Raw genomic sequence first — 24,941 nt, forward strand, 5'->3', positions numbered from 1 at the left:
CCTCCTCGTGGAATTCGGATCCTCGTGCATCGACCGGATGTGAACCGGTTTGACACTGGCGGATGTGAGCGAGTGTAAACCGGTTTGACGGCCGAGGTCAAGGGATGCCGGGACTCGTCGAAACTCCTGTACCGGGATACCGGAACGATGGATCAGACGAAGGTGACGGTCTGCTGCAGCCGGGTGCGCACGTCGAACAGCTCGTTGCCGCCGATCGCCCTGGCACCCGGAACTCCCTGGCGCAGCACCATCGACAGTGCGCTGCGTCGCACGACCACGACGGGGACTCCTCGGCTGCTGCCGAGCGGTGTCACGGCCTGAGCCAGATCGTCGTCGGGGAGAACGATGATCACTCCGCCGAACTTCACCCGAGCGGCCTTGGCGACCGTACGCATGCGGGCGAGGGCCGCGGTGACGGGCGCGCGGGTGCCGAGGCTCGGCCCGGTGATCTCACCGCGCCGGAATCCGACGACTCCGCCGAAGTCCTCCGACATCACGCCGTAGAGGCCCGAGGGGCTGAGCACCACGTGGTCGAGCTTGTCATCGGCATCCGCGCTCGTGGCGACGTCGTGCCAGACGGTGAAGCCCATGCCGAGAGCGCTCACCGTGCGGGCGGTCGCCTCTTCGGCGAGAGCATCGGCGAGCAGTCGTCGCAGGTCTCGCGGTGCCGAGCGCACGAGCGCGGGATCGTAGGGGTCGGGAACCTCGACGCCGCGCCCCGCCCATTCGCGGATCAGCGACAGGTAGCGCTCACGTCGCCAGCCGCCGGGGTGGCCGTACGAGCGTGCTCGGGGACGTGTGTCGGTGCGCGTCGGGGATTGCGGACGCCATCCGCTCCACTCCGGCTCCGTCGGGATGCCCGGGTGTGCGCCGCTGCGGCGATCGTAGACGGCGCGGCTCTCGGCGGTGCCGACGAGCTCCCACGCGCGCTGCACCTGGATGAACACGGCGGCGTCGCCCCCGGTGTCCGGGTGGGTCTCCCGCAGACGCAGTCGATACGCGCGCCGCAGTTCGACGTCGTCGACCGACGGATCCACACCGAGGATCTCGTAGGCAGAAGCCGAGAGCGGGCTGTCGAACATCGCTCTCCTTCCGAGATCGCGGCATCCAGAATATCCGGATGCTGTTGTGGATCAGCCGTGGCGGTCGGGATCAGCCGTGAGTCCAGTCGTGGGAGGCGGGATGCGGGAAACCCTGGACGGCTCGGCTGCGGCTGGTCTGAAGCGCGTCGTCTGCGAGCAGTGATCAGCTCCGAGGGACGGGTCGGAACACGTCGATCACGGGGTGCGCGACGGCGAACGGGACGGCCGTGGCCGTGACGGGATCGAAGAGACGCGCGGGCGTGCGACCGGAGGCCAGCTCTTGTCGGGCGGCGGGGTCTGTGGCGTACAGTCGCAGGGCCAGCCAGAGTAGAGTGCCGTCGATCCCGAGGGACAACGGCTCGACGTCGAGTGAATTCTTACGTCGGAAGAATGGGTGTCGCCAGACCGACTCGAATGACGTCGCGGTCGGAGCGACGTGCACGCGAAGCACCATCATCCCCGCAGCGCCCTCGGTGAACTCGATCGTCTCGATGTCGTGCCACTGCACCGCGGCGTCGGAGAGGAACGAGGCAGAGCCGAGACCGTTCGGATGCAGGATGAGTCTGCGAGGGTGTGCTGCAGCGATCCCCGTACTCACCGTCGCGATAACGCAAAGAGCGGCGCACATACCCCAGGCGATCGCCCATCCGCCGCTCGTAGTCACCGTGGCGATCACGCAGAACGCTGCAGCGGTGCCCACGGCAGCGAACAGCGCAAGGGTGTGGCCTCGGCGACCGGGGATGAGGATGCCGTGCGGGAGAGCGTCTCGCGCGGCGCTGATCTGGGCCGGTCCTGTGCGCCGCGCTCTCGTCGTCACGAGCTGGAACACGACAAACGCCCAGCACACGATCGGGATCGAGACGAGGATCGGCACCATCGACGCCAGGCTGGATGCGAGGGGACGTTCGAGAGCAGCGCCCCACAGCAACGCGGAGAGCGCCACAGCGAGAGCCGCACTCAGCCACAGGGCCACGACGGCACCGTGCCTCCCGAGGAGCGCCTCCAGGCGCGTCGTCGGCATCGGGCGCGGAGCCCTCATCGCGTCATCCGAAGATCGAGTTCCACGTGTCTCCGATCCCCTCACGGGTCGCGCCGATGCCGTCGCCGATCATGCTCCACAGGCGCGGCGATCGTGGCCGGGTAGGTGCGGGCGGAGGTCATCCGCCCCAGACTACCCAGCCATCATGCGCACTCAACGGTCGACGAACGACATCTGCTGCGGGTTGTAGCGGTCGCCCTGCACCCCGACGCGAGCCGCGAGCTGGTCGAGGTCGGCCATCTCGTCGGCCGAGAGTGCGACGGCTGTCGCTCCCGCATTCTCGGCGATGCGCGAGGTGCGCCTCGTGCCGGGGATGGGGACGATGAACGGTTCGCGGGCGAGCAGCCAGGCCAGCGCGATCTGGCCCGACGATGCCTCCTTGGCCTCTGCGAGCGCGGTGACGTGACTCACGAGGGCCTGGTTCGCGGCCCGGTTCTCCTCGCTGAAGCGCGGGATCGTGCCGCGGATGTCCCCGTCCGAGAAGGAGGTGGTCTGGTCGACGGTGCCGGTGAGGAATCCCTTGCCCAGCGGGCTGAACGGCACGAAGCCGATGCCGAGCTCGGCGAGAGTGGGGAGCACCTCGTCCTCGGGGTCGCGGGTCCACAGCGAGTACTCGCTCTGCACTGCCGTCACCGGCTGCACCGCATGCGCGCGGCGGATCGTCGAGGCGGATGCTTCGGAAAGACCGAAGTGACGCACCTTGCCCTCGGCGATCAGCTCGCCGACCGTGCCGGCCACGTCGTCGATCGGCACATCGGGGTCGACGCGGTGCTGGTAGAAGAGGTCGAGCACGTCGGTGCGCAGACGGCTCAGTGACTGCTCGGCGACGCGGCGGATCTGCTCGGGTCGGCTGTCGAGGCCGACGCTCTTGCCGTCTTCGATGCGCCAGCCGAACTTCGTCGCGATGACGACCTGGTCGCGGATCGGCTCCAGGGCCTCGCCGACCAGCTCTTCGTTGACGTAGGGCCCGTAGACCTCCGCCGTGTCGAAGAACGTCACTCCGTGGTCGAGCGCCGAGCGCAGCACGGCGATCATCTCGTCGCGGCTGCCGGGGTTGGGGCCGTAGCTCTGCGACATCCCCATGCAGCCGAGTCCGACAGCCGAGACCTCGAGCCCCTGACCGAGTGTGCGAGTGTGCATGTCGAATCCTTTCGTCAGGGCCGACGCTACGCCCGCTCGCGGCGCTGAGGGAGGCCCTGCCGGAACCTCCCTCAGTCATCGGCCGCTGCGCGCGCGACTACTCCGCGGAGTCGTCGCGCAGGTACGCGATGTGCGCCGCGTGGCGCGTCAGGTGGTTCTGCGACTTGCGCACGAACAGCCAGGCGACGAGCAGCAGCACGAACCAGATCGGCGTCACCAGCAGCGCGGTCAGCGTGTCGGGCTGGGTCGTGAGCGCCCAGAGGATGAACACGAAGAACGCGAGCACCACGTAGACCATGAAGATGCCGCCCGGCATCCGGAACCTGGATGCCGCGACCTTCTCGGGGCGCCGGCGCCGGTAGACGAGATAGCTGCAGAGGAAGATCGTCCAGACGAACATGAAGCACACGGCGGACACCGTCGTGACCATGTCGAACGCCGTGCCGATGTCCTTGCCCGCGTAGAGCAGCACGACGCCCGAGAGCAGCAGGATGCACGACAGGAACAGCGCATTCTGCGGCACGCGGCGCTTCGACAGGCGGCCGAAGAGGCGCGGGGCATCGCCGTCCTTCGCGAGCCCGAACACCATGCGCGAGGTCGAGTAGATGCCGGAGTTGGCGCTCGACATCGCCGAGGTGAGCACGACGAGGTTCACGACTGTCGCGGCGATGCCGAGGCCCGCGAGGGCGAACATCGCGATGAAGGGGCTCTCGCCGGCGACGTACTCGGTCCACGGGGTGACGGCCATCAGGATCACGAGCGCGCCCACGTAGAACAGCAGGATGCGGATCGGGATCGCGTTGATCGCCTTGGGCAGGTTCTTCTCGGGGTCCTTGGTCTCGGCTGCCGCAGTGCCGACGAGCTCGACACCGACGAACGCGAACACCGCGATCTGGAATCCCGCCACGAAGCCCATGAAGCCGTGGGGGAACATGCCGCCGTGATCCCACAGGTTGCTGAAGCTGGCGGTGCCGGCGTCGTGCTGGAAACCGGTGAAGATCATCACGAGTCCGGTGATGATGAGCGCGACGATCGCGACGATCTTGATCAGCGCGAACCAGAACTCCATCTCGCCGAACGCGGCGACGGTGGGCAGGTTCAGTGCGAGCAGGATGACGATGACGAGCACTCCGGGGATCCACAACGGGATGCCGGGGAACAGCGCATCCGTGTATCCGGCGATCGCGATCACATCGGCGACGCCGGTGACGACCCAGCAGAACCAATACGTCCATCCGGTGAAGAACCCGGCCCATGGGCCGAGCAGGTCGCTTGCGAAGTCGCTGAAGGACTTGTACTTGAGGTTGGACAGCAGCAGCTCGCCCATCGCCCGCATGACGAAGAAGAGCATGAAGCCGATGATCATATAGACGAAGATCACCGAAGGGCCGGCGACCGAGATCGTCTTGCCGCTGCCCATGAAGAGGCCGGTGCCGATCGCCCCGCCGATCGCGAGCAGCTGGATGTGCCGGTTGCTGAGAGCCCGTTTCAGGTGCTGCTCTTCTGTGTCGGCGGCTCCGTCCACCCTGACGGTTCCTTCCGTGTCCTGTGTCGTCATCGCTCGAACCTCCGGTGTTCCGTGCCGCGACCCGCTGCGGCATCTTTCCGACCGTACTTGCCGATCGGGGATGGCAGTAGACCGAATCGATTCGATATCCTGGTTCGACCCCCCGATCATCCCCCAGTTCTGCGAGCCGCTTCCTTCATGGCCACCTCTCTCACCACGGGCCGCCCGTGGCGTGTCATCCTCTCGTTCTCGATCCCCCTGCTGCTCGGCAACGTCGTGCAGCAGATGTACCAGTTCGCCGACGCCGTCGTCGTCGGCCGTCATCTCGGCGTCGAGTCGCTCGCGGCCGTCGGCGCCACCGGCAGCCTGCTCTTCCTGCTGATCGGCTTCGCCTGGGGCCTGACCAGCGGCTTCGCGATCCCGATCGCCCAGGCGTTCGGCGCGGGCGACGGTGCGGCCGTGCGACGATCCGTCGCGACCGGCGTGATCCTGACCGGCATCACGAGCGTCGTGCTCACGATCGTCGCCCCGCTGATCGCGGCGCCCGTGCTCGCCCTGCTGCAGACGCCGACCGAACTCATGCCCGAGGCGACGATCTTCACGCAGATCAGCTTCATCGGCGCAAGCGCGACGATGTTCTTCAACTACCTGTCGGCGATCATCCGGGCGATCGGAGACTCGCGCACGCCCCTGATCTTCCTCACGGTGTCGTGCGCGCTCAACGTCGGTCTCGTCGTCCTCATGGTCGGCCCGCTCGAGTGGGGCGTGGGCGGAGCGGCGCTCGCGACAGTCGTCGCCCAGGCCGTCTCGGTCGCGCTGTGCCTCGAGTTCGTGCGCCGCCGCCTGCCGATGCTGCACCTGCGCCGTGCCGACTGGCGGGTCACCCGCGACGACTTCCGGGAGCACCTGCGCCTCGGTCTGCCGATGGGCTTTCAGGCGTCGATCATCGCGATCGGGACGCTCGTGGTGCAGGTCGCGCTCAACACCCTCGGCTCCGAGGCGGTCGCCGCCTACACGACGGCGTCGCGGGTCGACGGTCTCGCCGTGGCCTTCCTCTCGTCGCTGGGTCTGGCGTCGTCGATGTACGCGGCGCAGAACCTCGGCGGGCGTCGACCCGACCGCATCCGTCGCGGAGTGATCGAGGGCACCTGGATGGCGATCGCCGCCGGTCTCGCGCTCGGAGCGCTGATCATCGCGTTCGGGACGCCCATGGTGCGCCTCTTCGTCGGCGAGGGGTCCGACGAGGTCGTCAGGCTCGCGCATCTCATGCTGATCATCAACGGATGCGGATACTGGGCGCTCGGCGTGCTGTTCGTGCTGCGCGGCGCGCTGCAGGGGCTCGGCCACACGCTGATCCCCACGGTCACCGGGGTGGTCGAGCTCGTGATGCGCGTGGGGGCGGCTCTCGTGCTCGGTGCGATGATCGGCTTCGAGGGGGTGGCGCTCAGCAACCCGCTGGCCTGGCTCGGCGCGATCGCCCTGCTGGTTCCCGCATACGTGCGCGCGCACCGCGACCTCGGGCGCATGCCGGTGGACCCCGTCGAGTCGACCGAGACGTCGACGATGGCGATCATCGGACCGACCGACGGCTCGATGGTCGTCGACGCGGTCGTCACCCAGCCGGTGCGTGTGATCAGGACGTCGCGTTTCGCGAGGTTGAAGCGCCGCTGAACGACGCGTCACAGTTGCGGAACATCATCCTTGAGATGGATGCCCGATATGCCGACACTTCGTAGTGTTGGTAGTGCGGAGATTCCGTTTGACCGGGGGGTCGTGATGACGTCATCAAGAGTGGCAAACGAACTGGCATCGATACTGGTGCCGATCGGAGTGGTGGGAGCCGTGATCGCGGCTCTGTGCGCGATCGTCGCAGGAGTCGCGATCATGCGCGGCGCGGCGGGGCTCGCCGGCGGAGCGGTGGGTCTGTGGATCCCGAGCGCGATGCTCAGCTCCACGGCATCTTTCGCGAGCCAGTGGACGCCGCTGCTCGTCTCCGGCGTCGTGCTCGCCGCGATGCTCGTGATCGGCGCCGTGGTGCGAGCGATCGTGAACGCCGGGGAACCCGCGCGTCAGACCGCCCGCACGGCACGGGCAGAGACTCTCGCCGATGCGCCGGAGCCGCAGCCCGCGTCACGCACGACGACGGCGACGAGCACCGGCTCGCAGCCCGCACTCGCCGGCTGAGCTCGCAAGCTCAGCGGTAGTCGCGGTCGCGGTGCTGCCCGGCCTCGTCACCCGAGGTCACGCGCTCGGCCTCGCGCGCGCGCGCAGCTCGACGCGTCGGATCTTGCCCGAGATCGTCTTGGGCAGCTCCGGCACGAACTCGATGATGCGCACCCACAGGTGCGAGGAGAGGCGGTCGTGGGCGTACGCGAAGATCGATCGCGCGGCGTCCGCCTCGGCATCCACGGCATCAGCCCGCAGGCACACGTAAGCCTTCGGCACGGCCAGTCGTGTCGGATCGGGGCTGGGAATCACCGCGGCCTCGATCACGAGCTCGTGCTCGAGCAGCACGGACTCGAGTTCGAACGGTGAGATCTTGTAGTCGGAGGCCTTGAAGACGTCGTCGGCCCGCCCGATGTAGGTGAGGTAGCCGTCGGCATCCCGCTGGGCGATGTCGCCGGTGTGGTGGTAGCCGCCGACGCGGGACTCGGCCGTCTTCTCGGGGTCGTCGTAGTACCCGGCCATGAGACCTGCGGGCGGGTGCGCGAGATCGAGCGCGATCTCGCCCTCGGCGTCGGCGAGCTCCCCGGTGGCCGGGTCGAGCAGCACGACCGGGTAGCCGGGCAGCGGGCGACCCATCGATCCGACTTTCACGACCTGACCGGGTGAGTTGCCCACGCAGGCGGTCATCTCGGTCTGCCCGAACCCGTCGCGGATCGTTCCGCCCCAGGCCTCGCGCACGCGGTCGATGACCTCGGGGTTCAGCGGTTCGCCGGCGCCGACGAGCTCGCGCGGCGGGTGGGTGAGGCGCGCCAGGTCGGCCTGGATCAGCATCCGCCACACGGTGGGCGGCGCGCAGAACGTCGAGACGTGGTGCGTGTCCATGACCTGCATGAGGGTGTTCGCGTCGAAGCGGTCGTAGTTGTAGACGAACACGGTCGCCTCGGCGAGAAAAGGCGAGTAGAAGCTCGACCAGGCGTGCTTCGCCCAGCCCGGCGACGAGATGTTGAGGTGCACGTCGTCTGGGCGCACGCCCAGCCACCACATGGTCGACAGATGTCCGATCGGGTACGAGACGTGGGTGTGCTGCACGAGCTTCGGGCGGTTGGTGGTGCCGCTCGTGAAATAGAGCAGAGCCGTGTCGTCGGCGGGTGTCGCGGCATCCGGTGTGAACGTCGTCGGCGCGTCGGACGAGGCGTCGAAGCGCGTCCACTCCGAGGGGATGCCGTCGCCCACCCCGATGCGCAGCACCTCGGCGTCGACGTCGGCGATGCGCTCGGCCAGGCCTCCCAGGGTCACGATCGCGCGGGCGCGGCCGTGCTCGACCCGGTAGGCGAGGTCGGATGCCGAGAGCAGCGTCGAGGTCGGGATCGACACCGCGCCGATCTTGGTGATCGCGAGCATCACCTCCCACAGTTCGATCGTGTTGCCGAGCATCACGATGACGTGGTCGCCCCGACGGATGCCGAGGCCGGTCAGCCACGCGGCGACCTGGTCTGAGCGTGCGGAGAGGTCGCCGTACGTCCACGACTCGAGGTTGAGGTCGGCCGAGACGATCTGCACGGCCGGGCGATCCGGAGTCTCACCCGCCACGACGTCGAACCACTCGAGGGCGAAGTTGAACTCGGTGGGTGTCGGCCAGGAGAATCCGGCACGCGCCGCGGCGTAGTCGGTGGCGTTCGCGAAGAGGAAGTCGCGCATCTCGCGGATCGCGGTCGTGGCTGCGGTGGCGCTGCGGCTCATTCGGGGCTCCCTTGCTCGACGGACGACATCCATCCTCGCACCGAGCGCGGCCGCCGTGCCGACCTACGGCAGGCGGATGGTCCCCGTGGCCAGGCGCTCGGTCGGCATCCGATCGCGGTTGTAGGTGATCTCGCTGTACCCGTGCGGGGTGGGCGTGCCGTCGTCATCCAGGCTCACGAACACGATCTTCTCGATCGTGAGGATGCGCTTGCGGGTGATCATGTTGCGGGCGACGGCGCGCATGGTCAGAGACGTGGTGCCGAAGTGCGTGGCCTGCAGGCCGATCTCGATCAGATCTCCCTGCACCGCGGACGCCTCGAAGTTGATCTCCGAGATGTGTTTCGTCACCGCACGGTAGTTGCCCAGCTGCACGATCGCGTAGATCGCCGCCTCCTCGTCGATCCACTTCAGCAGGCTCCCGCCGAACAGCGAGCCGTTCGCGTTGAGGTCTTCGGGGCGCACCCACTTGCGGGTGCGGAAGTTGATGCCGTCCTCGGACCACTGCCACTCGGGTGTCTTCTGCTTCGCCATGTTCCGAGGGTAGGAGGCTCGTGAGTCGGGGGTGTTACGCGAGGATTCCGCCTCGATCTGCCGTGGGTAACCCGGACATTGCCAATGCGTTCGGTGCCCGCCGCGGTGCAGGCTCTCCCGCCGCTAGTGGCACAGGATCTAGACCTGCTAAACTAAACACATCACGATCAGCCCGCTCGCCTCACGGCTCGGGCTGATTTTCTTTTAGGGGACATGTGGTCGCGTATACGAAGCAGTGGATGTCGATCGAGCAACAGATCGCTCAGCTGCAGGGCAGAGGACTCGTCGTCGAGGACACCTCGGCAGCCGCTCAGCTCCTCGAAGAGGTTGGTTATTACCGACTCACCGGCTACCTCTACCCGGCGCGTCAGTCTGAACCCGTCATCAACGAGGACGGACGCCGAAGCATGCGCATCCTCAGCGACTACCGCCCAGGGACGCGCCTCGAACATGCAGCCGATCTCATCGCCTTCGATCGAGATCTTCGCTTGCACGTCCTCGAGGCGGTCGAACGCATCGAGGTTTCTCTACGCACCCAAGTGGGTCACATCCTGGGAGAACGGTCGGCGTTCGCACACCTCGAACAGCGCAACTTCACTCCTTCCTTCCTCGAACTGTATGACGATGAGGAGACGGCTAAGTCCACGAGCAAGCATGCAGAATGGATCGCACGGGTCGACGAACGCCGTGCCAGCTCGAAGGAAGCTTTTGTCGGCCACTTTCGAAAGAAGTACGACGATCAGATGCCCATCTGGGCCCTCACCGAGATTCTCGAGCTCGGGCACCTCGCCAAGCTGTACCGCGGTCTCCAGAACGATGTCGCCACCCAGATCGCCAGTCATTACGCCGTTCCCAGCAAGAAGACGCTGACCAGCTGGATCGCCAGCACGAACTATGTACGCAACGTCGCGGCCCACCAGGCGCGTCTTTTCAACAGAAAGCTCGTCGACGCGCCGACCCGCCCCAGGGGTACGACGATTCCCTTGCTCGCTCACCTTCGCGATGAGTCAGCGCCCAAGCAGGACTTCGGCCTATACAACGCTCTCGCCATCATGGCCTACTTGCTCCGCAGCATCTCCGGCTACCCGGAGTGGGTACGCCGCCTGCGCGAGATTGTCGACGGATTCCCTCACGTGCCGTTTCTCGGCATCGACAGTATGGGATTCCCCGAGACCTGGGATCGACAGGACCTCTGGTCGACAGATCCGTTCGGTGACTGAGCACAGGTCCGGATGAGCGGGGACTCCGCGTCGATCTGCCGTGGGCTGATCCGCCCTCGGCTGATCTGCTTGGAGCGGATACCCGCCCGCGCTGGAGCGAGGCGGCGGATGCTGGGGCCATGAGCGAAGACAACCCCCTCCCGCAGTTCGGGCCCGAAGCCCGACGAGCGCTGTTCCACGAACGCGTCCTGGTGCTCGACGGCGCCCTCGACGATGACAACGGCACGCTGCTGATGACGCAGCTGCTGACCCTCTCGGCCGAGGATCCGACCACCGACATCGCGCTGTGGATCCACTCGCCCGGCGGTTCGGTTCCGTCGATGCTCGCGATCCGCGACCTGATGACGATGGTGCCGAACGACGTGTCGACCCTCGCGCTCGGGCTCGCCTGCAGCGCCGGACAGTTCCTGCTGTCCGCCGGCACGAAGGGCAAGCGCCGCGCGCTGCCGCATGCGCGCATCCTGATGCACCAGGGGTCTGCGGGCATCGGCGGGTCGGCGGGCGAGATAGAGACGCAGGCCGACGATCTGCGGCACATGCGCGACACGGTGCTCGGGCTGATCGCCGACGACACGGGGCAGCCCAGAGAGCGGATCTTCGAGGACTCCCTGCACGACCGCTGGTACACGGCGACGCAGGCGAAGGACTACGGATTCATCGACGAGATCGTCGCTTCTCTCGGCGGCCTCATGCCGCGTCGCCGGGCCCGCGTCGGTCTGGGGGCGAGCGCATGAGCGGCTACACGATCCCGAACGTCATCGCGCAGCATCCGCGAGGTGACCGGGTCATGGACGTCTACTCGCACCTGCTCGCGGAGCGGGTCATCTATCTCGGCACGGGGATCGATGCGGGGGTCGCGAATGCCCTCATCGCCCAGCTGCTGCATCTGGATGCCGACAGTCAGGATTCCGGCATCCAGTTCTACATCAACAGCGAAGGCGGTGACCCGGGGGCGGCGCTCGCGATCTACGACACGATGCAGCACATCCGTCCCGCCGTCGCGACGACCTGCGTCGGGCAGGCGATCGGACCCGCTGCGCTGCTCGTCGCCGCCGGAACGCCGGGACAGCGAGCCGCACTCGCCCATGCCCGCATCGTGCTGCATCAGCCCGCGGGGCAGTCACGCGGTGCGATTCCCGATCTGATCCTCGCGGCCGACGAGGTCGTGCGTGTGCGCTCGGACATGGAGTCGATACTCGCCAGACACAGCGGACGGTCGCTGAGCGAGTTGCGCGCCGACACCGACCGGGACCGCGTCTTCACGGCATCCGCCGCCCTGGAGTACGGACTGATCGACACCGTGCTGGGCGAGCGGGCCGTCTGACTCGCGGTGCGTGGTCGAAAACGCATCCCGGACCGCCGGATTCGGTGCGTTTTTGACCACGCCAGGGGGGAGAGGGTGAGGGGGTGAGGGCGAGACGGGCAGACGAGACGAGCCCTCAGGCGGCGAGGGCGAAGGCCCCGCGGGTGACGGACACCGCAGCGGATGCCGGAGCCGCCGTCGCCTGACGGAGCTCGGCGGCCACGGCGCTCGTCAGCTCGATCAGCGAGGTGTCGAGGGCCCCGGCGATCGCGGCGATCATCTCGCTCGACGGCTCTTTGAGCCCTCGTTCGACCTCGGAGAGGTACTGGGGCGAGACTCCCGCGTTCGCAGCCGTCTCGGTCAGGGTCTCGTCTCGGTCATGTCGTCGCCGCCGCAGCTGGTCGCCGACCATCTGCCGCCACAGGGGTTCTGGCTCACCGGGGCGAGGGCGGGCCGGGCGAGGGCGGGCAGGACGAGGTGCGCGGGAGAACGGGACGAGGTCGGCCATGCCTCACGATAATCCGCCGTCAGCGAGGGATTCGAGTCGTTCTGCTCAGAGCAGAAAGACCCGATTCGCCCCGTCTCGGTCGAGCTCGTCAGTCGAGATCAGCCGAGCTCGTCAGCCGAGCGGCAGAGCGCCGTCGTCGACGACCTTGCGCATCACGAGCGTCGAGCTGACGCGCTGCACGCCGGGGAGAGCGGTGAGCTGCTCGTCGTACAGGCGTTGGAAGTGCTCGAGGTCGGCGGCGACGACGCGCAGCAGGTAGTCGGGGTCGCCGAAAAGCCGGTGCGCGAGCGTGATGTTCGGGATGCGGGTGACGGCCTCTTCGAACGGGATGATCGAGTCGCGGTTCGCCTCTTTCATCGTGACGAAGACGAGGGTCTCGAACCCCAGGCCGAGGGCCTGGGGAGACAGGGTCGCGTGGTAGCCGGTGATCACTCCCGAGCGCTCCAGCTCGCGCAGTCGGCGGTGACAGGGAGACACGCTCAGCTGCACCCGCTCGGCGAGCTCGGTGATGCTCAGGCGCCCGTCACGCTGCAGTTCAGCAAGGATCTTCCGGTCGATCGCGTCCATGCTCAAGATTCTTGCGCAGAATGTCAGCTGTGGTGCAAACAACGCAAACACCTTTCGTCGTTTCCTTCCTAGAGTTGCCTCCGCAGCGCAGCAAAGACGAAAGAGAACAGCCATGGCACTCACCGCGATCACCGCCTTCTGGGGCGTCTCGATGCTCTTCGTCATCACCCCAGGCGCCGATTGGGCATTCGCGATCTCGGCCGGCCTGCGCCGCCGAGCGGCACCTGCGGTGCTGGGGATGCTGTCCGGCCATGTGCTCGCTGTGGTCATCGTCGCCGCCGGGGTCGGAGCGCTCGTCGCTCGATATCCGCTCGCCCTCACGGTGCTGACCGTCGCCGGGGCGCTCTACCTGGTCTGGCTCGGCATCGGCACCCTGCGTGCGCCCGCAGTGATCCGCGAAGGCGCCGAACTCGTCGAGGCTTCACCCGGCAGGTGGATGCTGAAGGGGTTCGGCATCAGCGGACTGAACCCGAAGGTGACCCTGCTGTTCCTCGCGATCCTTCCCCAGTTCACGGCCGCGGACTCGACCTGGCCGCTCGCGGTGCAGATCGTGATCCTCGGAGCCGTGCATCTGGTCGGCTGCGCCGCGGTGTACTTCGCCGTCGGCTTCGGGGCGGGGTCGGTTCTGCGGGCGCGTCCGACCGCGGCGCGCATCGTGAGCATCGTGTCGGGCATCGCGATGATCGGGATCGGTGCGGTGCTGCTCGTCGGACAGCTGGCGCGATGACGACGTTCTACGATCCGATGGTGACCGCATACTTCGAGCGCCTTTCCGACCGTGCCTTCCGAGCCACCGGGGAGGTGCAGGGCGCGTGGAACACGTCGGAGCAGCACATCGCTCCCACGATCGGACTCCTCGCGCACCTCGTCGAGATCGATCGCGACGTTCGCCGGGACGACGCACTCGTGCTCGCCCGCGTGTCGTACGACATCCTCGGGGTGCTGCCGATCGACGTGGTCGAGGTCGACGTGCGCGTCGTGCGTCCAGGGCGCACGATCGAACTCGTCGAGGCGACGCTGAGCCACGACGGCCGCCCGGCCGTGATCCTTCGGGCCTGGCTGATGCAGACCGCCGACACGTCAACGATCGCGGGAGGCGCCCTTGCCGTCATGCCCCCGCTCGACTCGCACGCCGAGTGGCAGGCGGGCGCGGTATGGCCGGGTGCGTTCGTGCGCTCGGGGGACTTCCGTCACCGCGAGGAGTCGCCGGGCAGGGCATCGGCGTGGGTGCGCCCTCATCACCCGCTGCTCACGGGCGAGACGATCAGCCCGACGGCGCGTGCCCTCGGAGTCGTGGATCTCGCCAACGGCATGACTCCGCGCGTGCCGGTCGGCGCGGCGTTCTTCCCGAACGTCGACCTCACCGCCCACCTGTTCCGAGAGCCGGACGAAGGGTGGATCGGACTCGACACGACGGTGACCTTCGGCGCGAACGGGGTCGGCGTCACGCACTCCGTGCTGAACGACGCGGCAGGGCCGTTCGGCGTCTCGGTGCAGAGCCTGACCGTGCGGCCGGTCGCGGCGCGGGGCTGAGCGCGGGTGTCAGGCTTCGGCGCGATCCGACACCGCGGAGCCGGTGGTGGAAGGCGTGGATGCCGCAGCATCCGTCGCCGCCCAGCTGGCGAGCATCCGCAGCTTCTCCTCCGATGCAGACCCCGGTTCCGCCGTGTACGTCGACATCTGCAGGCCGGGATCGGCCGGCAGCTCGAACGCCTCGTAGGTGAGTTCCATCTCGCCGACGACGGGGTGGTTGATCTTCTTGACGCCGCTGCGATGGAAACGCACGTTGTGCGCCGCCCACAGGGTGCGGAACCGCTCGCTGCGGGTCGACAGCTCGCCCACGAGATCGGTGAGCTTGCGGTCGAACGGGTTGCGTCCGGCTTCGCCGCGCATCGCGGCCACGAGCTCTTGGGTGTTGCGCTCCCATTCGGGGTAGAACTCCTGCGCCGCCGGGTCGAGGAAGGCGAAGCGGGCGCTGTTCGGCACCGGGGTCGTGAAGAGCGGCGCGTAGAGCGCGCGGCCCAGTGCATTCGCCGCGAGGTAGTCGAAGTAGTTGTTGCGCACGATCGCGGGGGCCTCCGTCATCGCGTCGAGCAGGCGCAGGATGCTGGGGCGCAGCGTTTCGACCTTCTTGCGCGGCTTGCGGGCGACCGGTGACGCGTTGGCCGTGCGGGCGAGGTCGAACAGGTGCGCGGTCTCGGCCTCGTCGAGCTGCAGGGCACGGGCGAGCGCGTCGAGCACGCTGTCGGAGACGCCCGACAGATCGCCCCGTTCGAGGCGGGTGTAGTAGTCGACGCTGACGCCGGCGAGCAGCGACACCTCTTCGCGGCGGAGCCCCGGTACGCGCCGATTCCCGCCGTATGCGGGCAGGCCCGCCTGATCGGGGGTGATGCGGTCGCGCCTCGACGAGAGGAATTCGCGCACCTCGTTGCGGGTGTCCATGTCCTCGACGGTACGCCCCCTCGCGCAATGGAGGGAGGTACTGGTGGACTCTCCCTCGTCTGCGAGACCGCGCGCAGACTGAGGAGATGACAACGCAACTGACTCTCAACAACGGCATCGAGATGCCCGCCCTCGGCTTCGGAGTCTTCCAGGCCGCTCCGGACGAGACCGTGGATGCCGTCAGCACAGCCCTCGAGACGGGTTACCGCCTGATCGACACCGCCGCTGCGTACGGCAACGAGCGCGAGGTGGGCGAGGCGATCCGTCGCACCGGCATCGCGCGCGACGAGATCTTCATCGAGACCAAGGTCTGGATCAGCGACTTCGGCTACGACGAGACGCTGCATGCGTTCGAGAAGTCGACCGGCAAGCTCGGCGTCGACCAGCTCGACCTGCTGATCCTGCACCAGGCTCTGCCCACCCGCTTCGACCTCACGCTCGGCGCCTACAAGGCACTCGAGACCCTGCTCGCCGACGGCCGGGTGCGTGCCATCGGCGTCAGCAACTTCATGGTGGAGCACCTCGAGAAGCTGGCGGCCGAGACGAGCATCGTCCCGGCGATCAACCAGATCGAGGTGCACCCCTACTTCCAGCAGCGTGAGGTGCAGCAGGCGGATGCCGCGGCCGGCACCGTCACGCAGGCCTGGTCGCCCATCGGCGGCATCACGGCGTACCGCCCCAACGGGGCATCCGTGTTCGATGACGAGACCCTCACGGCCATCGCCGCCGAGCACGGCAAGTCGCCCGCTCAGGTGATGCTGCGCTGGCATCTGCAGCAGGGTCGATCAGCGCTGCCGAAGTCGGTGCGCCCTGCCCGCATCGCCGAGAACTTCGACGTGTTCGACTTCGAGCTCACCGCTGATCAGCTCGGCGCGATCGATGCGCTCGACACCGGTGTGCGCCGCGGCCCCGAGCCCGAGGACGTCACGCTCGAGACCTTCGGTCGGGAGATCCCGGAAGCCTGAGCTGGCTAGAGGGCCGCAGTCACACCCGGGAGCAGCTTGGCCGCGATCGCGCCGAGCTGCTCCCGCTCGGCTTCGGTGAGGGGATCGAGGATCAGTTCACGGATCTGTGCCACGTGCACGGGGGCGGCTCCCCGCAGCAGCTCGCGACCGGCATCCGTCAGCGCCGCAGTCAGAGTGCGCTTGTCACTGCTGCACGATGTGCGCACCACCCAGCCGCGTTCTTCGAGCGAATCGATGGCGTGACTGAGCCTCGAGCGGCTGAGCCCGGCGATCTGCGCGAGCTCGGTCATCGGGATCGCACGGTCATCCTGACCTGCCAGCGTCACGAGGATCGCGTAGTGCGAGTGCTTCAGGCCGGTCTCGGCTTTCAGCGCACGGTCGAGCACCTGAGGCAGCAGCTGCACGAACCGGATCGTCGGCAGCCACGTCTGCATCTCGGTGTCGTCGAGCCGTCGGTCGTTCACCACCTGCGCGTTCATCACGCGGCAGACAGATCGAGCGTGTGCGAGGTGTGGTCGCGCTTTGCCTCGAGGTAGCGGTGGTTTGCGTCCGACAGGTGCACGCCGGTGCGGACCTGCTCGGTGACGCGGATGCCGAGGGACTCGAGCTGCGCCGCCTTGTCGGGGTTGTTGCTCAGCAGGCGGATGCTGTCGGCGCCCACCGTGTGCAGCATCTGCGCCGCGACCGTGTAGTCGCGCTCGTCCTCGCCACGGCCGAGAGCGACGTTCGCCTCGTAGGTGTCGAGCCCTGCGTCCTGCAGCGCGTAGGCGTCGAGCTTGGCGTACAGGCCGATGCCGCGACCCTCCTGGCGCAGGTAGAGCAGGAATCCGCCTTCCTCGGCGATGCGCTCAACGGCTTCCCGCAGCTGCGGACCGCAGTCGCAGCGCTCGGATCCGAAGACATCGCCGGTCAGGCATTCGCTGTGCGGGCGCACGAGAGGCGCATCCCCGCCGTCGGCTGCGCGGTCGAGTGCAGCCCTCCAGTCGCCGAGGCCGAGCAGCAGGTGCTCACGGCCGTCGACCAGGCCGTCGAACGTCACGACATCCGCTGCGGTGGAGAACCCGTCGGCGAAGCGCATCGGCACGCGCACGCGCGTGCGCTCGGTGGCGACCGGAACGACGGTTGAAGTTTCAATCATGTGGGGTGAAACGCGATGTGCGCGCGTCTATTCCCACAAGGGGTGTCTTATCAGAGCCTCCCGCGGGCGCGCGATCGGGAGTTGACTGGGAACACAAGACCGAAGGAGCACCACTCATGCGTGGAGTAGTCATGTACGCACCCGGCGACGTTCGCGTCGAGGAACGCGAGAAGCCGACCATCACTCGTCCGACCGATGCCGTGATCCGGATCGCCGCGACCTGCATCTGCGGATCCGACCTGTGGCCCTACCGGGGCGCGAACGAGGTCGACCACGACCCGATGGGTCACGAGTATGTCGGCATCGTCGAGGAGATCGGCGCCGATGTGAAGACCGTGAAGGTCGGCGACTTCGTCGTCGGGTCTTTCATGGCCTCGGACAACACCTGTGAGATCTGCCAGGCCGGATACCAGTCCCGCTGCGTTCACGTCGTGCCGATGGGAGCCTTCGGAACCCAGGCCGAGTACTCGCTGATCCCGCACGCAGACGGCACGCTCGTCGCCACGCCGGGGCAGCCTGAATCCGATCTGATCCCGTCGCTGCTCGCGGCATCCGATGTGCTGGGCACCGGCTGGTTCGCCGCCGTCGCCGCAGAGGTCGGCCCGGGCAAGACCGTCGCCGTGGTCGGAGACGGAGCAGTGGGTCTGCTCGGCATCCTCGCCGCGCGTGAACTCGGCGCCGAGCGGATCATCGCGATGAGCCGTCACGCCGACCGCCAGGCGCTGGCGCGCGAGTTCGGCGCGACCGACATCGTGGAGGAACGCGGAGACGAGGGCGTGGCTCGCATCAAGGAGCTCACGAACGGACTCGGCGCCCACTCGGTGATCGAGGCGGTCGGCACTCAGGAGGCGATGATGCAGGCCATCCGCGCGACCCGCCCCGGCGGTCACGTCGGATACGTCGGCGTCTCGCACGACGTCGCGCTGCCCGGTGAGGAACTCTTCTTCTCGGGCGTGCACCTGCACGGCGGCCCGGCTCCGGTGCGCCGCTTCCTCCCCGAGCTGATCCAGCTCATCTGGGACCGCAAGATCGACCCCGGCAAGGTGTTCGACCTCACGCTTCCGCTCGAGGACGCCGCCGAAGGCTACCGCGCCATGGACGAGCGTCGCGCCACCAAGGTCCTGCTCACCGTCTGAGCCGGCCGGCGACGGCCCGATCCCGAGACAGGAGAGACGACATGCACATCGAAGAGCGCATCCCGACCGTGAAGAACCCGCCAGAGTGGTTCACGGGCGACGTCTGGCTCGACCCGATCATCGCGCCGCACGATGCCGACCAGCGGATGTCGGGAGGGCTCGTCCGGTTCGCACCCGGAGCCCGCACGGCATGGCACTCGCACGCGCGCGGCCAGTACCTGCGCGTCACCGAGGGCACCGCCCTGTGCGGCACACGTGACGGCACCGTCGTCGAGGCACGGCCCGGCGACACGATCTACACGCCTTCCGGGGAGGAGCACTGGCACGGCGCCGCCGAGGACTGCTTCATGCAGCACCTCGCACTGCTCGAGGGCGCCGACGATCCGAGCGAGACCACGACGTGGCTCGAGCACGTGACCGACGAGGACTACCGCCGGCGCTGAATCGCTACTCCGGTTCCGGTTCCGGTGCCGGTGCCGGTGTCGGTGCCTTGTCGCGGCGGCGCACGAGTCTGAGCTCACTGGCCAGGATGCCGAGCACGACGAGTCCGCCGCCGATCAGCGCCGTCACGGGCAGGCGCTCGCCGGCGATGCGGCCGATCGCGGCCGCCCACACCGGCTCGCCCGCGTAGATGATCGTGGCGCGGGTCGGCGAGACGGACTTCTGCGCCCAGTTCATCGTGAGCTGGATGATGCAGCTCGCCGCCCCGAGCCCGATCGCGCAGCCGACCCAAATCCACGAGAACTCGGGCAGTCCCTCCCCGACGACCGGCATCGTCAGGATGCCGAGCACTCCGGCGGTGAGGAGCTGGATGATCGTGATCCGCCCGAGGTCGATCCTGCCGGCGAACACGCTGATCAGGATGATCTCGGCCGCGATCGGCAGGGTACTGATCATGGTGAGGATCTCGCCCGACCCGAGCGTCAGGGCGAAGGCGTCGGGGCCGGCGATGAGCATCAGCCCGAGGAAGGCGAGTCCCGCACCCACGAAGGCCATGGCAGGCGGGCGCTTGCGGAACACCGCCCACTGGGCGAGCGGCACGAGCGGGATGTACATCGCCGTGATGAAGGCCGACGTGCTCGAGTCGATCGTCTGCAGCCCCACGGTCTGCAGACCGTAGCCCAGGTAGATCATCACGCCGATCGCGACGCCGGCGCCGATGTCGGGCCAGCGGATGCCTCGCAGCACACGCCGGAAGATGACGACGCTGATCAGACCCGCGACCAGGAACCGGATGCCGACGAAGAACCAGGGTCCCGAGTGCTGCATCGCCCAATGCACGAGCAGGAAGGTGCCGCCCCAGACCGCCGTCACGGCGATGAGGGCGATCTCCTGCCGACGCAGGCTCATCCAGCGGAGTCGAGTGGACATGCGGTCCTTTCTCGACGCGGCCGGATCGAGCCTAGCGCCGCCGCATCCGCTTCGAATCGCGCAAATGGCCCGATATGACGACAGAATGCGGCCAGGTGCGCGATTCGAACGGCGTCTCGATAACCTCGCCTCATGAGCAACTTCGTGAGCGTCGATGAACTGAACGAGCTGCGGGCGTCCGAGGCGCCCGTCCGAGTGATCGACGTGCGCTGGCGACTCGACCGCCCCGACGGTCACGCCGACTATCTCGGGGGCCACATTCCCGGAGCCGTCTACGTTCCGCTCTCCACCGAGCTCGCGACTCACGGGGAGCCGTCGGAGGGGCGCCACCCGCTGCCGTCCACGCAGACGCTGCAGGATGCTGCGCGCCGGTGGGGCGTGAACCAGGGCGACGTGGTCGTGGCCTACGACGACGCGAAGGGGCTCAGCGCATCGCGCGCCTGGTGGCTGCTGCGACAGGGCGGCGTCGACGTGCGCGTGCTCGACGGCGGCATCCGTTCCTGGACTGCGGCCGGTCTGCCGGTCGCGACCGACGAGGTGGAGGTCGAGTCGGGCGATGTCGTCCTCGACGAGATCGGTGCCGACGCGATCTCGATCGACGAGGCGGCGTCGTTCCCCGAGAACGGTGTGCTGCTCGACGTGCGCGCCCCCGAACGGTATCGCGGTGACCACGAACCGCTCGACCCCATCGGCGGACACATCCCCGGCGCACTCAACCTGCCGATGGCGGCTCACCTGAACCCCGAAGGCAAGATCCTCGACGTGCACACCCTCCAGGCGACCTTCGCGGCCGTCGGCGTGACCGAGGGCACTCCGGTGGCGGCCTATTGCGGCTCCGGCATCACGGCGGCACACACTGCGCTGGTGCTCGACGAGGCCGGTATCGAGGCCAAGGTGTTCCCCGGATCGTGGAGCCAGTGGTCCAACACTCCGGGCCGCGCGGTCGCCGTCGGCGATCAGCCCGGCTGAGCGTCAGCCCGGCGGGCAGCACCGGCTGAGGCGGTCAGCGTCCGTCGGCGTAGGTCCAGGACACTCCGAGGAGCCCGGGGCCGAAGGCTCGACGAACCTGATGCACCGAGTTGCGGCCCTCGAGCGACAGTTGCGTCGTCTTGGTGCCGGTCGGCGTCTCGGCGCGCTCCTCGATGCGATCGGGCAGGGCGTCAGGGTGGAACCGGGTCCACACCAGCAGCTCTCGGCACTGCCGAGCGACGGCGTGACCCGTCTCGCGCTGCGGCGGATAGCCGGGCGGGTATTCGACCGACCACTCCACCATCGACGTGCTCGGAGCGGTCAGCGGCACGTCGAGCTCGAACAGCACGCCGTGCACCTCGCCGTTCGGATGCGAGTAGCGGGCGGCGATCCGGCCGCCGGCCACCGCATTGATGATCGGCGCGGGGGTGCTCACGCCCGGTGTCATCTCGAGGAACGGGATCGAGGCGACCGTGCCGACGGTCGACTGCACGATGCTGCGCGTGATCGAGTACGAGACGTTGCCGTCGGCATCCACATCCGTCACCGAGTGCGTGGTCAGCTCGCGGGAGGTGTCGGGGTACTCGGCGCCGAGGGCCGCGAAGGCCTCTTTCACCGCCTGCTCGAGTTCCTGCTCGTCGAGCGGGAACTGATTGGGCCCGAGCGGGCCGGTGCGGTTGGTGGTGCCGAGGAGTGCGGTGAGGGAACCGGGCTCGAGGTGCAGCAGCTGCTCGATGTCGCTGAGCGCCGCCATCGACTGGGCGCCCTCCGGCCGACGAGCGCCGGATCGCCAGTAGCTGAGGGTCGCCATCGACACGCTGTTGCCGCGGGCGCGCAGCTGCTCGTGCAGTCTCGCCAGAGTCAATCCACGTGCATTGATCGCGTCACGGAAGGACGCTGCAAATACATCGGCATACCGGCGGATGCCACTTTCCATACTCATCACAGCACCCCCTCCGGTATGTGAAGAATCGAGTTCTAAAGTGAGCATACGACCACACCGGCATCGCGTAGGGGACGAGATGCTATTTCTGGGGTCAGCTGGGCTGAACAGTCGTGGGCAGGGTGCCCGACCTCACGACGGATCGGCCTATAACGCGGTGTCGCCCCCGTCGCTGCGTTCTGTCGCGGGGCCTGATGATCGATCTGGGGAGATCCATCGGGCCCCGCGAACACCTCCTTCTCGGCGTCCGCGCCCACTCCGCGCCCCCGCGTAGACTGGGAGGAACACCCCGGAGGACTCTGGATCGTCATGTCTGCCCCTGCCCGCGCGTTCACCGTGCGTCATCTTCAGCTGCTGCGCGCGCTCTTCGCCGCCGCCGCGGCCGTGATGATCACCTTCTCGCCCGACCACTCGGCGGCCGTCGGTCTCTCCGTCTTCAGCGGGTTCGTGCTGACGACCGCCCTCGTGATGATCGTCGCCGCCTGGCTCGTGTTCCCCGCCGGGCAGCGCTGGCCGTCGGTGGTCCTGGCCATCCTCGGCTTCGCCGCGGGCATGATCGCGGGAGTGCCGGCCTGGCGCACCGATGACGTCTTCTTCGTCGTCGTGATCGCCTGGGCGGTGGCCACCGGAATCCTCGAGCTGGTCGTCGGACTGCGCGGACGCCGAACGGGCGACCCCACGGCACGTGATTCGATCACCCTGGGTGCTTTCGGTCTGCTGCTCGCCGTACTGCTGCTGGCGATCCCTGCAGGCTTCGTGCAGCCCTACGCGATCAAGGGTGCCGGAGAGTTCGAGCTCACCGGCATCATCCTGGGCGTCGGCATGTTCGGCGGGTACGCCGCCATCGTCGCCGTCTTCCTCGGCATCGCCGGGCTCACCCCGAAGCGCGCCGACGCCGTCGCCGACTCCGCAGCTACCGAGAACGACCCTGCCCCCGCCGGGCACGGAGGAGACCGATGAGCGACGAGAAGCCCACCCGGCGCGACATCCTGCGCCCACTGCACCTGCTGGGCATCGCCCTCGCATGCGGTGTCTTCGCCGCGATCGTGACGCTCGTCTCGACCGGAGCCTTCACCGCGCGGGTGAACAACGCCATCGCGAACGGCACCTACGACGGCCTCACCCCGATCGCCCTCGGCCTGGTGGTAGGCGGCGGCGCGTTCATCATCACACTGCTGTTCCTCGCGATGCTGATCCTCGTGGTCGATCCTGCCGACGTCACCAAGACCGTGGACCGTCCGGTGCTCTTCGACCCCGAGACACCCGACGAGCCCGAGTCCGACAAGCCGGGTCACAGCGCTTCCTCCTGACTCGCCTCGCCCAGTCGTGATGCGCGGCGCCTCTGCTCTCATCTGCGGCGCAGGAAACTCCGGAATCCGTCCGGAATAGTCCCCGCGCCCGAGCGCTTGTGACTGTAGTGACTGCCTCGATCGACCGCGCCTCCATCGGACTCCGCTCGACCCGCGGTCCTGTGCTCGGTGCGCTCATGCTCGCCACCGGACTCATCGCGATCGACGCGACGATCCTCGCGACGGCGGTGCCCAGCATCGTCCGCGATCTCGGCAGCTACCAGCAGTTCCCGTGGCTCTTCTCGGTCTACCTCCTCGCCCAGGCCGTGAGCGTGCCGATCTACTCGCGCTTCGCCGACACCGTCGGGCGCAAGCCGATCATCCTGCTCGGCATCGGACTCTTCCTCCTCGGCTCCCTGCTGTCGGGCTTCGCCTGGAGCATGACCTCCCTGATCATCTTCCGCATCGTCCAGGGTCTGGGCGCCGGGGCGGTCGCGCCGATGTCGATGACCATAGTCGGCGACATCTACACGGTCGCCGAGCGCGCCAAGGTGCAGGGCTACATCGCCTCCGTCTGGGCGATCTCGTCGGTCGTCGGACCCGCACTCGGCGGGATCTTCGCGCAGCTCGACGCGTGGCGGTGGATCTTCTGGGTCAACATCCCGCTGTGCCTGATCGCGGGGTGGATGCTGCTGCGCAAGTACCACGAAGAGAAGCAGACGCAGAGGCATCGCATCGACTACGCCGGAGCCGTCCTGCTCACGATCGGGCTCACCGGCCTCATCCTCGGGATGCTGGAGGGCGGCAACGCGTGGGCCTGGCTCTCCGTTCCCAGTGCGATCTGCTTCGGCCTCGGAGTCCTGGCGCTGATCGCGTTCGGCCTCGTCGAACGGCGGGCTGCCGAGCCGATCGTCGACCTGCGGCTGGCCGCGCGTCCGCTCATCCTCACGACCACGATCGTGTCGCTCGGCATCGGCGCACTGATGACGGGCGTCACGAGCTTCGCGCCCGCCTATCTCGAAGGATCGATCGGGATCGCCCCGCTGCTGTCGGGGCTCGCCGTGGCGGCGCTGACCCTCGGGTGGCCGCTCGCCGCCGCGAACTCCGGGCGCCTGTACTTGCGGATCGGGTTCCGCCGCACCGCGCTCACGGGCATGTCGATCACGGCCGTCGCGGCGATAGCTCTCGCCCTGGTCTCACCCTGGCCCAACCCGTTCTCGATCGCGGCCGTCGCCTTCGTGCTCGGCTTCGGCCTCGGGTGGAGTGCCGCCCCGACGCTCATCGCAGCCCAGGCTTCGGTCGGCTGGGGCGAGCGAGGCGCCGTCACCGGCATGAACGCCTTCGCCCGGTCGGCGGGAAGTGCGCTCGGAGTGGCCGTGTTCGGGGCGATCTCGAACTCGGTCATCGCCCAGGGCGCCGGCCCCGAGGACCCGGCGACCATCGTCTCGGCATCCGTGTGGGTGTTCATCGCCGCCGCGATCGTGGCCGTGCTGACCTTGATCGCGGCCGCGTTCATGCCGCGAGACTCCGCCGGAGCGCACTCCGGCGAGCCCCGCCCGTAGCCGTTCGCGGCCATTGTCGCGGTGTCGTCGCTCCGGTGAGAGGGGCTCGGGTGCGGGGCCACTTGCGCATCCCTCGCACTGTGTGCGGGGTCAGTTGCGCATCCGATTCCGGTGCGGGGCCAGTTGCGCATCCGATTCCGGTGTTTGCGGTGCGTTAGTGACCCCGCACAGTGCGCGCGATGCGCTTGACCCCGGCTGGAGCGGGGGGATGCGTCATTGCTCGGGCTCGGGTGCGACGCGCTGAAGTACGCCCGAATCCCGTGCGGGGTCACTTCCGCATCCGATTCCGGTGTTTGCGATGCTGCGATGCGTTATCGACCCCG

The 24,941-nt window shown here is 68.0% G+C and carries 27 protein-coding genes; 14 read left to right on the forward strand and 13 right to left on the reverse strand.

All coding sequences use genetic code 11. The annotated features are described in order from the left end of the window. Positions 1-152: 152 nt before the first annotated feature. The 4 genes from ACQ4LY_RS05740 to cycA all read right to left on the reverse strand — a co-directional run bounded on the left by ACQ4LY_RS05740 (position 153) and on the right by cycA (position 4,819). Positions 153-1,082: a DnaJ domain-containing protein gene (locus ACQ4LY_RS05740; protein WP_431075057.1), complete on the reverse strand. Its 930-nt coding sequence runs from the start codon at positions 1,080-1,082 to the stop codon at positions 153-155. 163 nt (positions 1,083-1,245) lie between these two features. Next, entirely contained in the window at positions 1,246-2,121 is an 876-nt protein-coding gene (locus ACQ4LY_RS05745) for a hypothetical protein (protein ID WP_431075058.1), read from the reverse strand. Between the two features lie 153 nt (positions 2,122-2,274). After that, positions 2,275-3,261: an aldo/keto reductase gene (locus ACQ4LY_RS05750; protein WP_431075059.1), complete on the reverse strand. Its 987-nt coding sequence runs from the start codon at positions 3,259-3,261 to the stop codon at positions 2,275-2,277. Positions 3,262-3,358: 97 nt separating this feature from the next. After that, on the reverse strand, positions 3,359-4,819 hold the full coding sequence (gene cycA, locus ACQ4LY_RS05755; protein ID WP_431075060.1) for a D-serine/D-alanine/glycine transporter: 1,461 nt from the start codon (positions 4,817-4,819) through the stop codon (positions 3,359-3,361). A 147-nt stretch (positions 4,820-4,966) separates the two neighbouring features. Between cycA and ACQ4LY_RS05760 the strand changes: the two genes are divergently transcribed. Continuing rightward, positions 4,967-6,439: an MATE family efflux transporter gene (locus tag ACQ4LY_RS05760; RefSeq protein WP_431075061.1), complete on the forward strand. Its 1,473-nt coding sequence runs from the start codon at positions 4,967-4,969 to the stop codon at positions 6,437-6,439. A 120-nt stretch (positions 6,440-6,559) separates the two neighbouring features. Further along, on the forward strand, positions 6,560-6,952 hold the full coding sequence (locus ACQ4LY_RS05765) for a hypothetical protein (RefSeq protein WP_431075063.1): 393 nt from the start codon (positions 6,560-6,562) through the stop codon (positions 6,950-6,952). 57 nt (positions 6,953-7,009) lie between these two features. Here the strand turns inward: ACQ4LY_RS05765 and ACQ4LY_RS05770 are convergent, their stop codons facing one another. Next, positions 7,010-8,674, reverse strand: a complete 1,665-nt coding sequence (locus ACQ4LY_RS05770) for an AMP-binding protein (protein ID WP_431075064.1) — start codon at positions 8,672-8,674, stop codon at positions 7,010-7,012. A 63-nt stretch (positions 8,675-8,737) separates the two neighbouring features. Further along, positions 8,738-9,205 (reverse strand): acyl-CoA thioesterase, encoded by a 468-nt coding sequence (locus ACQ4LY_RS05775; protein ID WP_431075065.1) that lies wholly within the window; start codon positions 9,203-9,205, stop codon positions 8,738-8,740. A gap of 239 nt (positions 9,206-9,444) precedes the next feature. Here ACQ4LY_RS05775 and ACQ4LY_RS05780 point away from each other — a divergent pair, with 239 nt between their 5' ends. From ACQ4LY_RS05780 to ACQ4LY_RS05790, 3 genes are all read left to right on the forward strand, one after another. Beyond that, entirely contained in the window at positions 9,445-10,425 is a 981-nt protein-coding gene (locus tag ACQ4LY_RS05780) for an Abi family protein (protein WP_431075066.1), read from the forward strand. A 119-nt stretch (positions 10,426-10,544) separates the two neighbouring features. Then, the gene (locus tag ACQ4LY_RS05785) at positions 10,545-11,159 is read left to right on the forward strand and encodes a ClpP family protease (protein WP_431075067.1); all 615 of its coding nucleotides are present in this window, start codon (positions 10,545-10,547) and stop codon (positions 11,157-11,159) included. After that, the gene (locus ACQ4LY_RS05790) at positions 11,156-11,749 is read left to right on the forward strand and encodes a ClpP family protease (protein ID WP_431075068.1); all 594 of its coding nucleotides are present in this window, start codon (positions 11,156-11,158) and stop codon (positions 11,747-11,749) included. Before ACQ4LY_RS05785 ends, ACQ4LY_RS05790 begins: the two co-directional genes overlap by 4 nt. 115 nt (positions 11,750-11,864) lie before the next feature. Here the strand turns inward: ACQ4LY_RS05790 and ACQ4LY_RS05795 are convergent, their stop codons facing one another. Together ACQ4LY_RS05795 and ACQ4LY_RS05800 are read right to left on the reverse strand one after the other, a co-directional pair. Further along, positions 11,865-12,236: a helix-turn-helix domain-containing protein gene (locus tag ACQ4LY_RS05795; RefSeq protein ID WP_431075069.1), complete on the reverse strand. Its 372-nt coding sequence runs from the start codon at positions 12,234-12,236 to the stop codon at positions 11,865-11,867. 111 nt (positions 12,237-12,347) lie between these two features. Beyond that, a complete protein-coding gene (locus ACQ4LY_RS05800) occupies positions 12,348-12,803 on the reverse strand; it encodes an Lrp/AsnC family transcriptional regulator (protein ID WP_056311153.1) in 456 nt (151 codons plus the stop codon). 112 nt (positions 12,804-12,915) lie between these two features. Here ACQ4LY_RS05800 and ACQ4LY_RS05805 point away from each other — a divergent pair, with 112 nt between their 5' ends. Beyond that, a complete protein-coding gene (locus tag ACQ4LY_RS05805; RefSeq protein ID WP_431075070.1) occupies positions 12,916-13,530 on the forward strand; it encodes a LysE family translocator in 615 nt (204 codons plus the stop codon). Between the two features lie 20 nt (positions 13,531-13,550). Then, positions 13,551-14,336, forward strand: coding sequence for a thioesterase family protein (locus tag ACQ4LY_RS05810; protein ID WP_431075071.1), 786 nt, complete (start codon positions 13,551-13,553; stop codon positions 14,334-14,336). A gap of 9 nt (positions 14,337-14,345) precedes the next feature. Here the strand turns inward: ACQ4LY_RS05810 and ACQ4LY_RS05815 are convergent, their stop codons facing one another. Then, complete coding sequence (locus ACQ4LY_RS05815; RefSeq protein WP_431075072.1) at positions 14,346-15,245, reverse strand: helix-turn-helix transcriptional regulator; 900 nt, start codon at positions 15,243-15,245, stop codon at positions 14,346-14,348. Positions 15,246-15,331: 86 nt separating this feature from the next. On the opposite strand from ACQ4LY_RS05815, the gene ACQ4LY_RS05820 reads away from it, so the two are divergent. Next, on the forward strand, positions 15,332-16,210 hold the full coding sequence (locus ACQ4LY_RS05820; protein ID WP_056312095.1) for an aldo/keto reductase: 879 nt from the start codon (positions 15,332-15,334) through the stop codon (positions 16,208-16,210). Positions 16,211-16,215: 5 nt separating this feature from the next. Here ACQ4LY_RS05820 and ACQ4LY_RS05825 read toward each other — a convergent pair whose 3' ends face one another. Together ACQ4LY_RS05825 and ACQ4LY_RS05830 are read right to left on the reverse strand one after the other, a co-directional pair. Continuing rightward, the gene (locus ACQ4LY_RS05825; RefSeq protein ID WP_431075073.1) at positions 16,216-16,674 is read right to left on the reverse strand and encodes a MarR family winged helix-turn-helix transcriptional regulator; all 459 of its coding nucleotides are present in this window, start codon (positions 16,672-16,674) and stop codon (positions 16,216-16,218) included. Positions 16,675-16,688: 14 nt separating this feature from the next. Continuing rightward, the gene (locus tag ACQ4LY_RS05830; protein ID WP_056311161.1) at positions 16,689-17,348 is read right to left on the reverse strand and encodes a GTP cyclohydrolase II; all 660 of its coding nucleotides are present in this window, start codon (positions 17,346-17,348) and stop codon (positions 16,689-16,691) included. A gap of 116 nt (positions 17,349-17,464) precedes the next feature. Here ACQ4LY_RS05830 and ACQ4LY_RS05835 point away from each other — a divergent pair, with 116 nt between their 5' ends. Continuing rightward, on the forward strand, positions 17,465-18,484 hold the full coding sequence (locus ACQ4LY_RS05835; RefSeq protein ID WP_431075074.1) for a zinc-dependent alcohol dehydrogenase family protein: 1,020 nt from the start codon (positions 17,465-17,467) through the stop codon (positions 18,482-18,484). Positions 18,485-18,525: 41 nt separating this feature from the next. Beyond that, positions 18,526-18,927, forward strand: coding sequence for a (R)-mandelonitrile lyase (locus tag ACQ4LY_RS05840; protein ID WP_431075075.1), 402 nt, complete (start codon positions 18,526-18,528; stop codon positions 18,925-18,927). A 4-nt stretch (positions 18,928-18,931) separates the two neighbouring features. Here ACQ4LY_RS05840 and ACQ4LY_RS05845 read toward each other — a convergent pair whose 3' ends face one another. Then, positions 18,932-19,855: a DMT family transporter gene (locus tag ACQ4LY_RS05845; protein WP_431075076.1), complete on the reverse strand. Its 924-nt coding sequence runs from the start codon at positions 19,853-19,855 to the stop codon at positions 18,932-18,934. 132 nt (positions 19,856-19,987) lie between these two features. Here ACQ4LY_RS05845 and ACQ4LY_RS05850 point away from each other — a divergent pair, with 132 nt between their 5' ends. Further along, the gene (locus tag ACQ4LY_RS05850) at positions 19,988-20,824 is read left to right on the forward strand and encodes a sulfurtransferase (protein ID WP_431075077.1); all 837 of its coding nucleotides are present in this window, start codon (positions 19,988-19,990) and stop codon (positions 20,822-20,824) included. A 34-nt stretch (positions 20,825-20,858) separates the two neighbouring features. Here ACQ4LY_RS05850 and ACQ4LY_RS05855 read toward each other — a convergent pair whose 3' ends face one another. Then, positions 20,859-21,767 carry a hypothetical protein gene (locus ACQ4LY_RS05855; RefSeq protein WP_431075078.1) on the reverse strand — a complete coding sequence of 303 codons (909 nt, stop codon included), beginning with the start codon at positions 21,765-21,767 and terminating at the stop codon, positions 20,859-20,861. A gap of 309 nt (positions 21,768-22,076) precedes the next feature. Between ACQ4LY_RS05855 and ACQ4LY_RS05860 the strand changes: the two genes are divergently transcribed. The 3 genes from ACQ4LY_RS05860 to ACQ4LY_RS05870 all read left to right on the forward strand — a co-directional run bounded on the left by ACQ4LY_RS05860 (position 22,077) and on the right by ACQ4LY_RS05870 (position 24,618). Continuing rightward, the gene (locus ACQ4LY_RS05860) at positions 22,077-22,727 is read left to right on the forward strand and encodes an acyl-CoA synthetase (protein ID WP_431075079.1); all 651 of its coding nucleotides are present in this window, start codon (positions 22,077-22,079) and stop codon (positions 22,725-22,727) included. Further along, positions 22,724-23,077, forward strand: coding sequence for a hypothetical protein (locus ACQ4LY_RS05865; protein ID WP_431075080.1), 354 nt, complete (start codon positions 22,724-22,726; stop codon positions 23,075-23,077). Before ACQ4LY_RS05860 ends, ACQ4LY_RS05865 begins: the two co-directional genes overlap by 4 nt. 107 nt (positions 23,078-23,184) lie before the next feature. Then, a complete protein-coding gene (locus ACQ4LY_RS05870) occupies positions 23,185-24,618 on the forward strand; it encodes an MFS transporter (protein WP_431075755.1) in 1,434 nt (477 codons plus the stop codon). Positions 24,619-24,941: the final 323 nt, after the last annotated feature.

The organism is Microbacterium phyllosphaerae (assembly GCF_050628115.1).
Lineage (GTDB): Bacteria > Actinomycetota > Actinomycetes > Actinomycetales > Microbacteriaceae > Microbacterium > Microbacterium phyllosphaerae_A.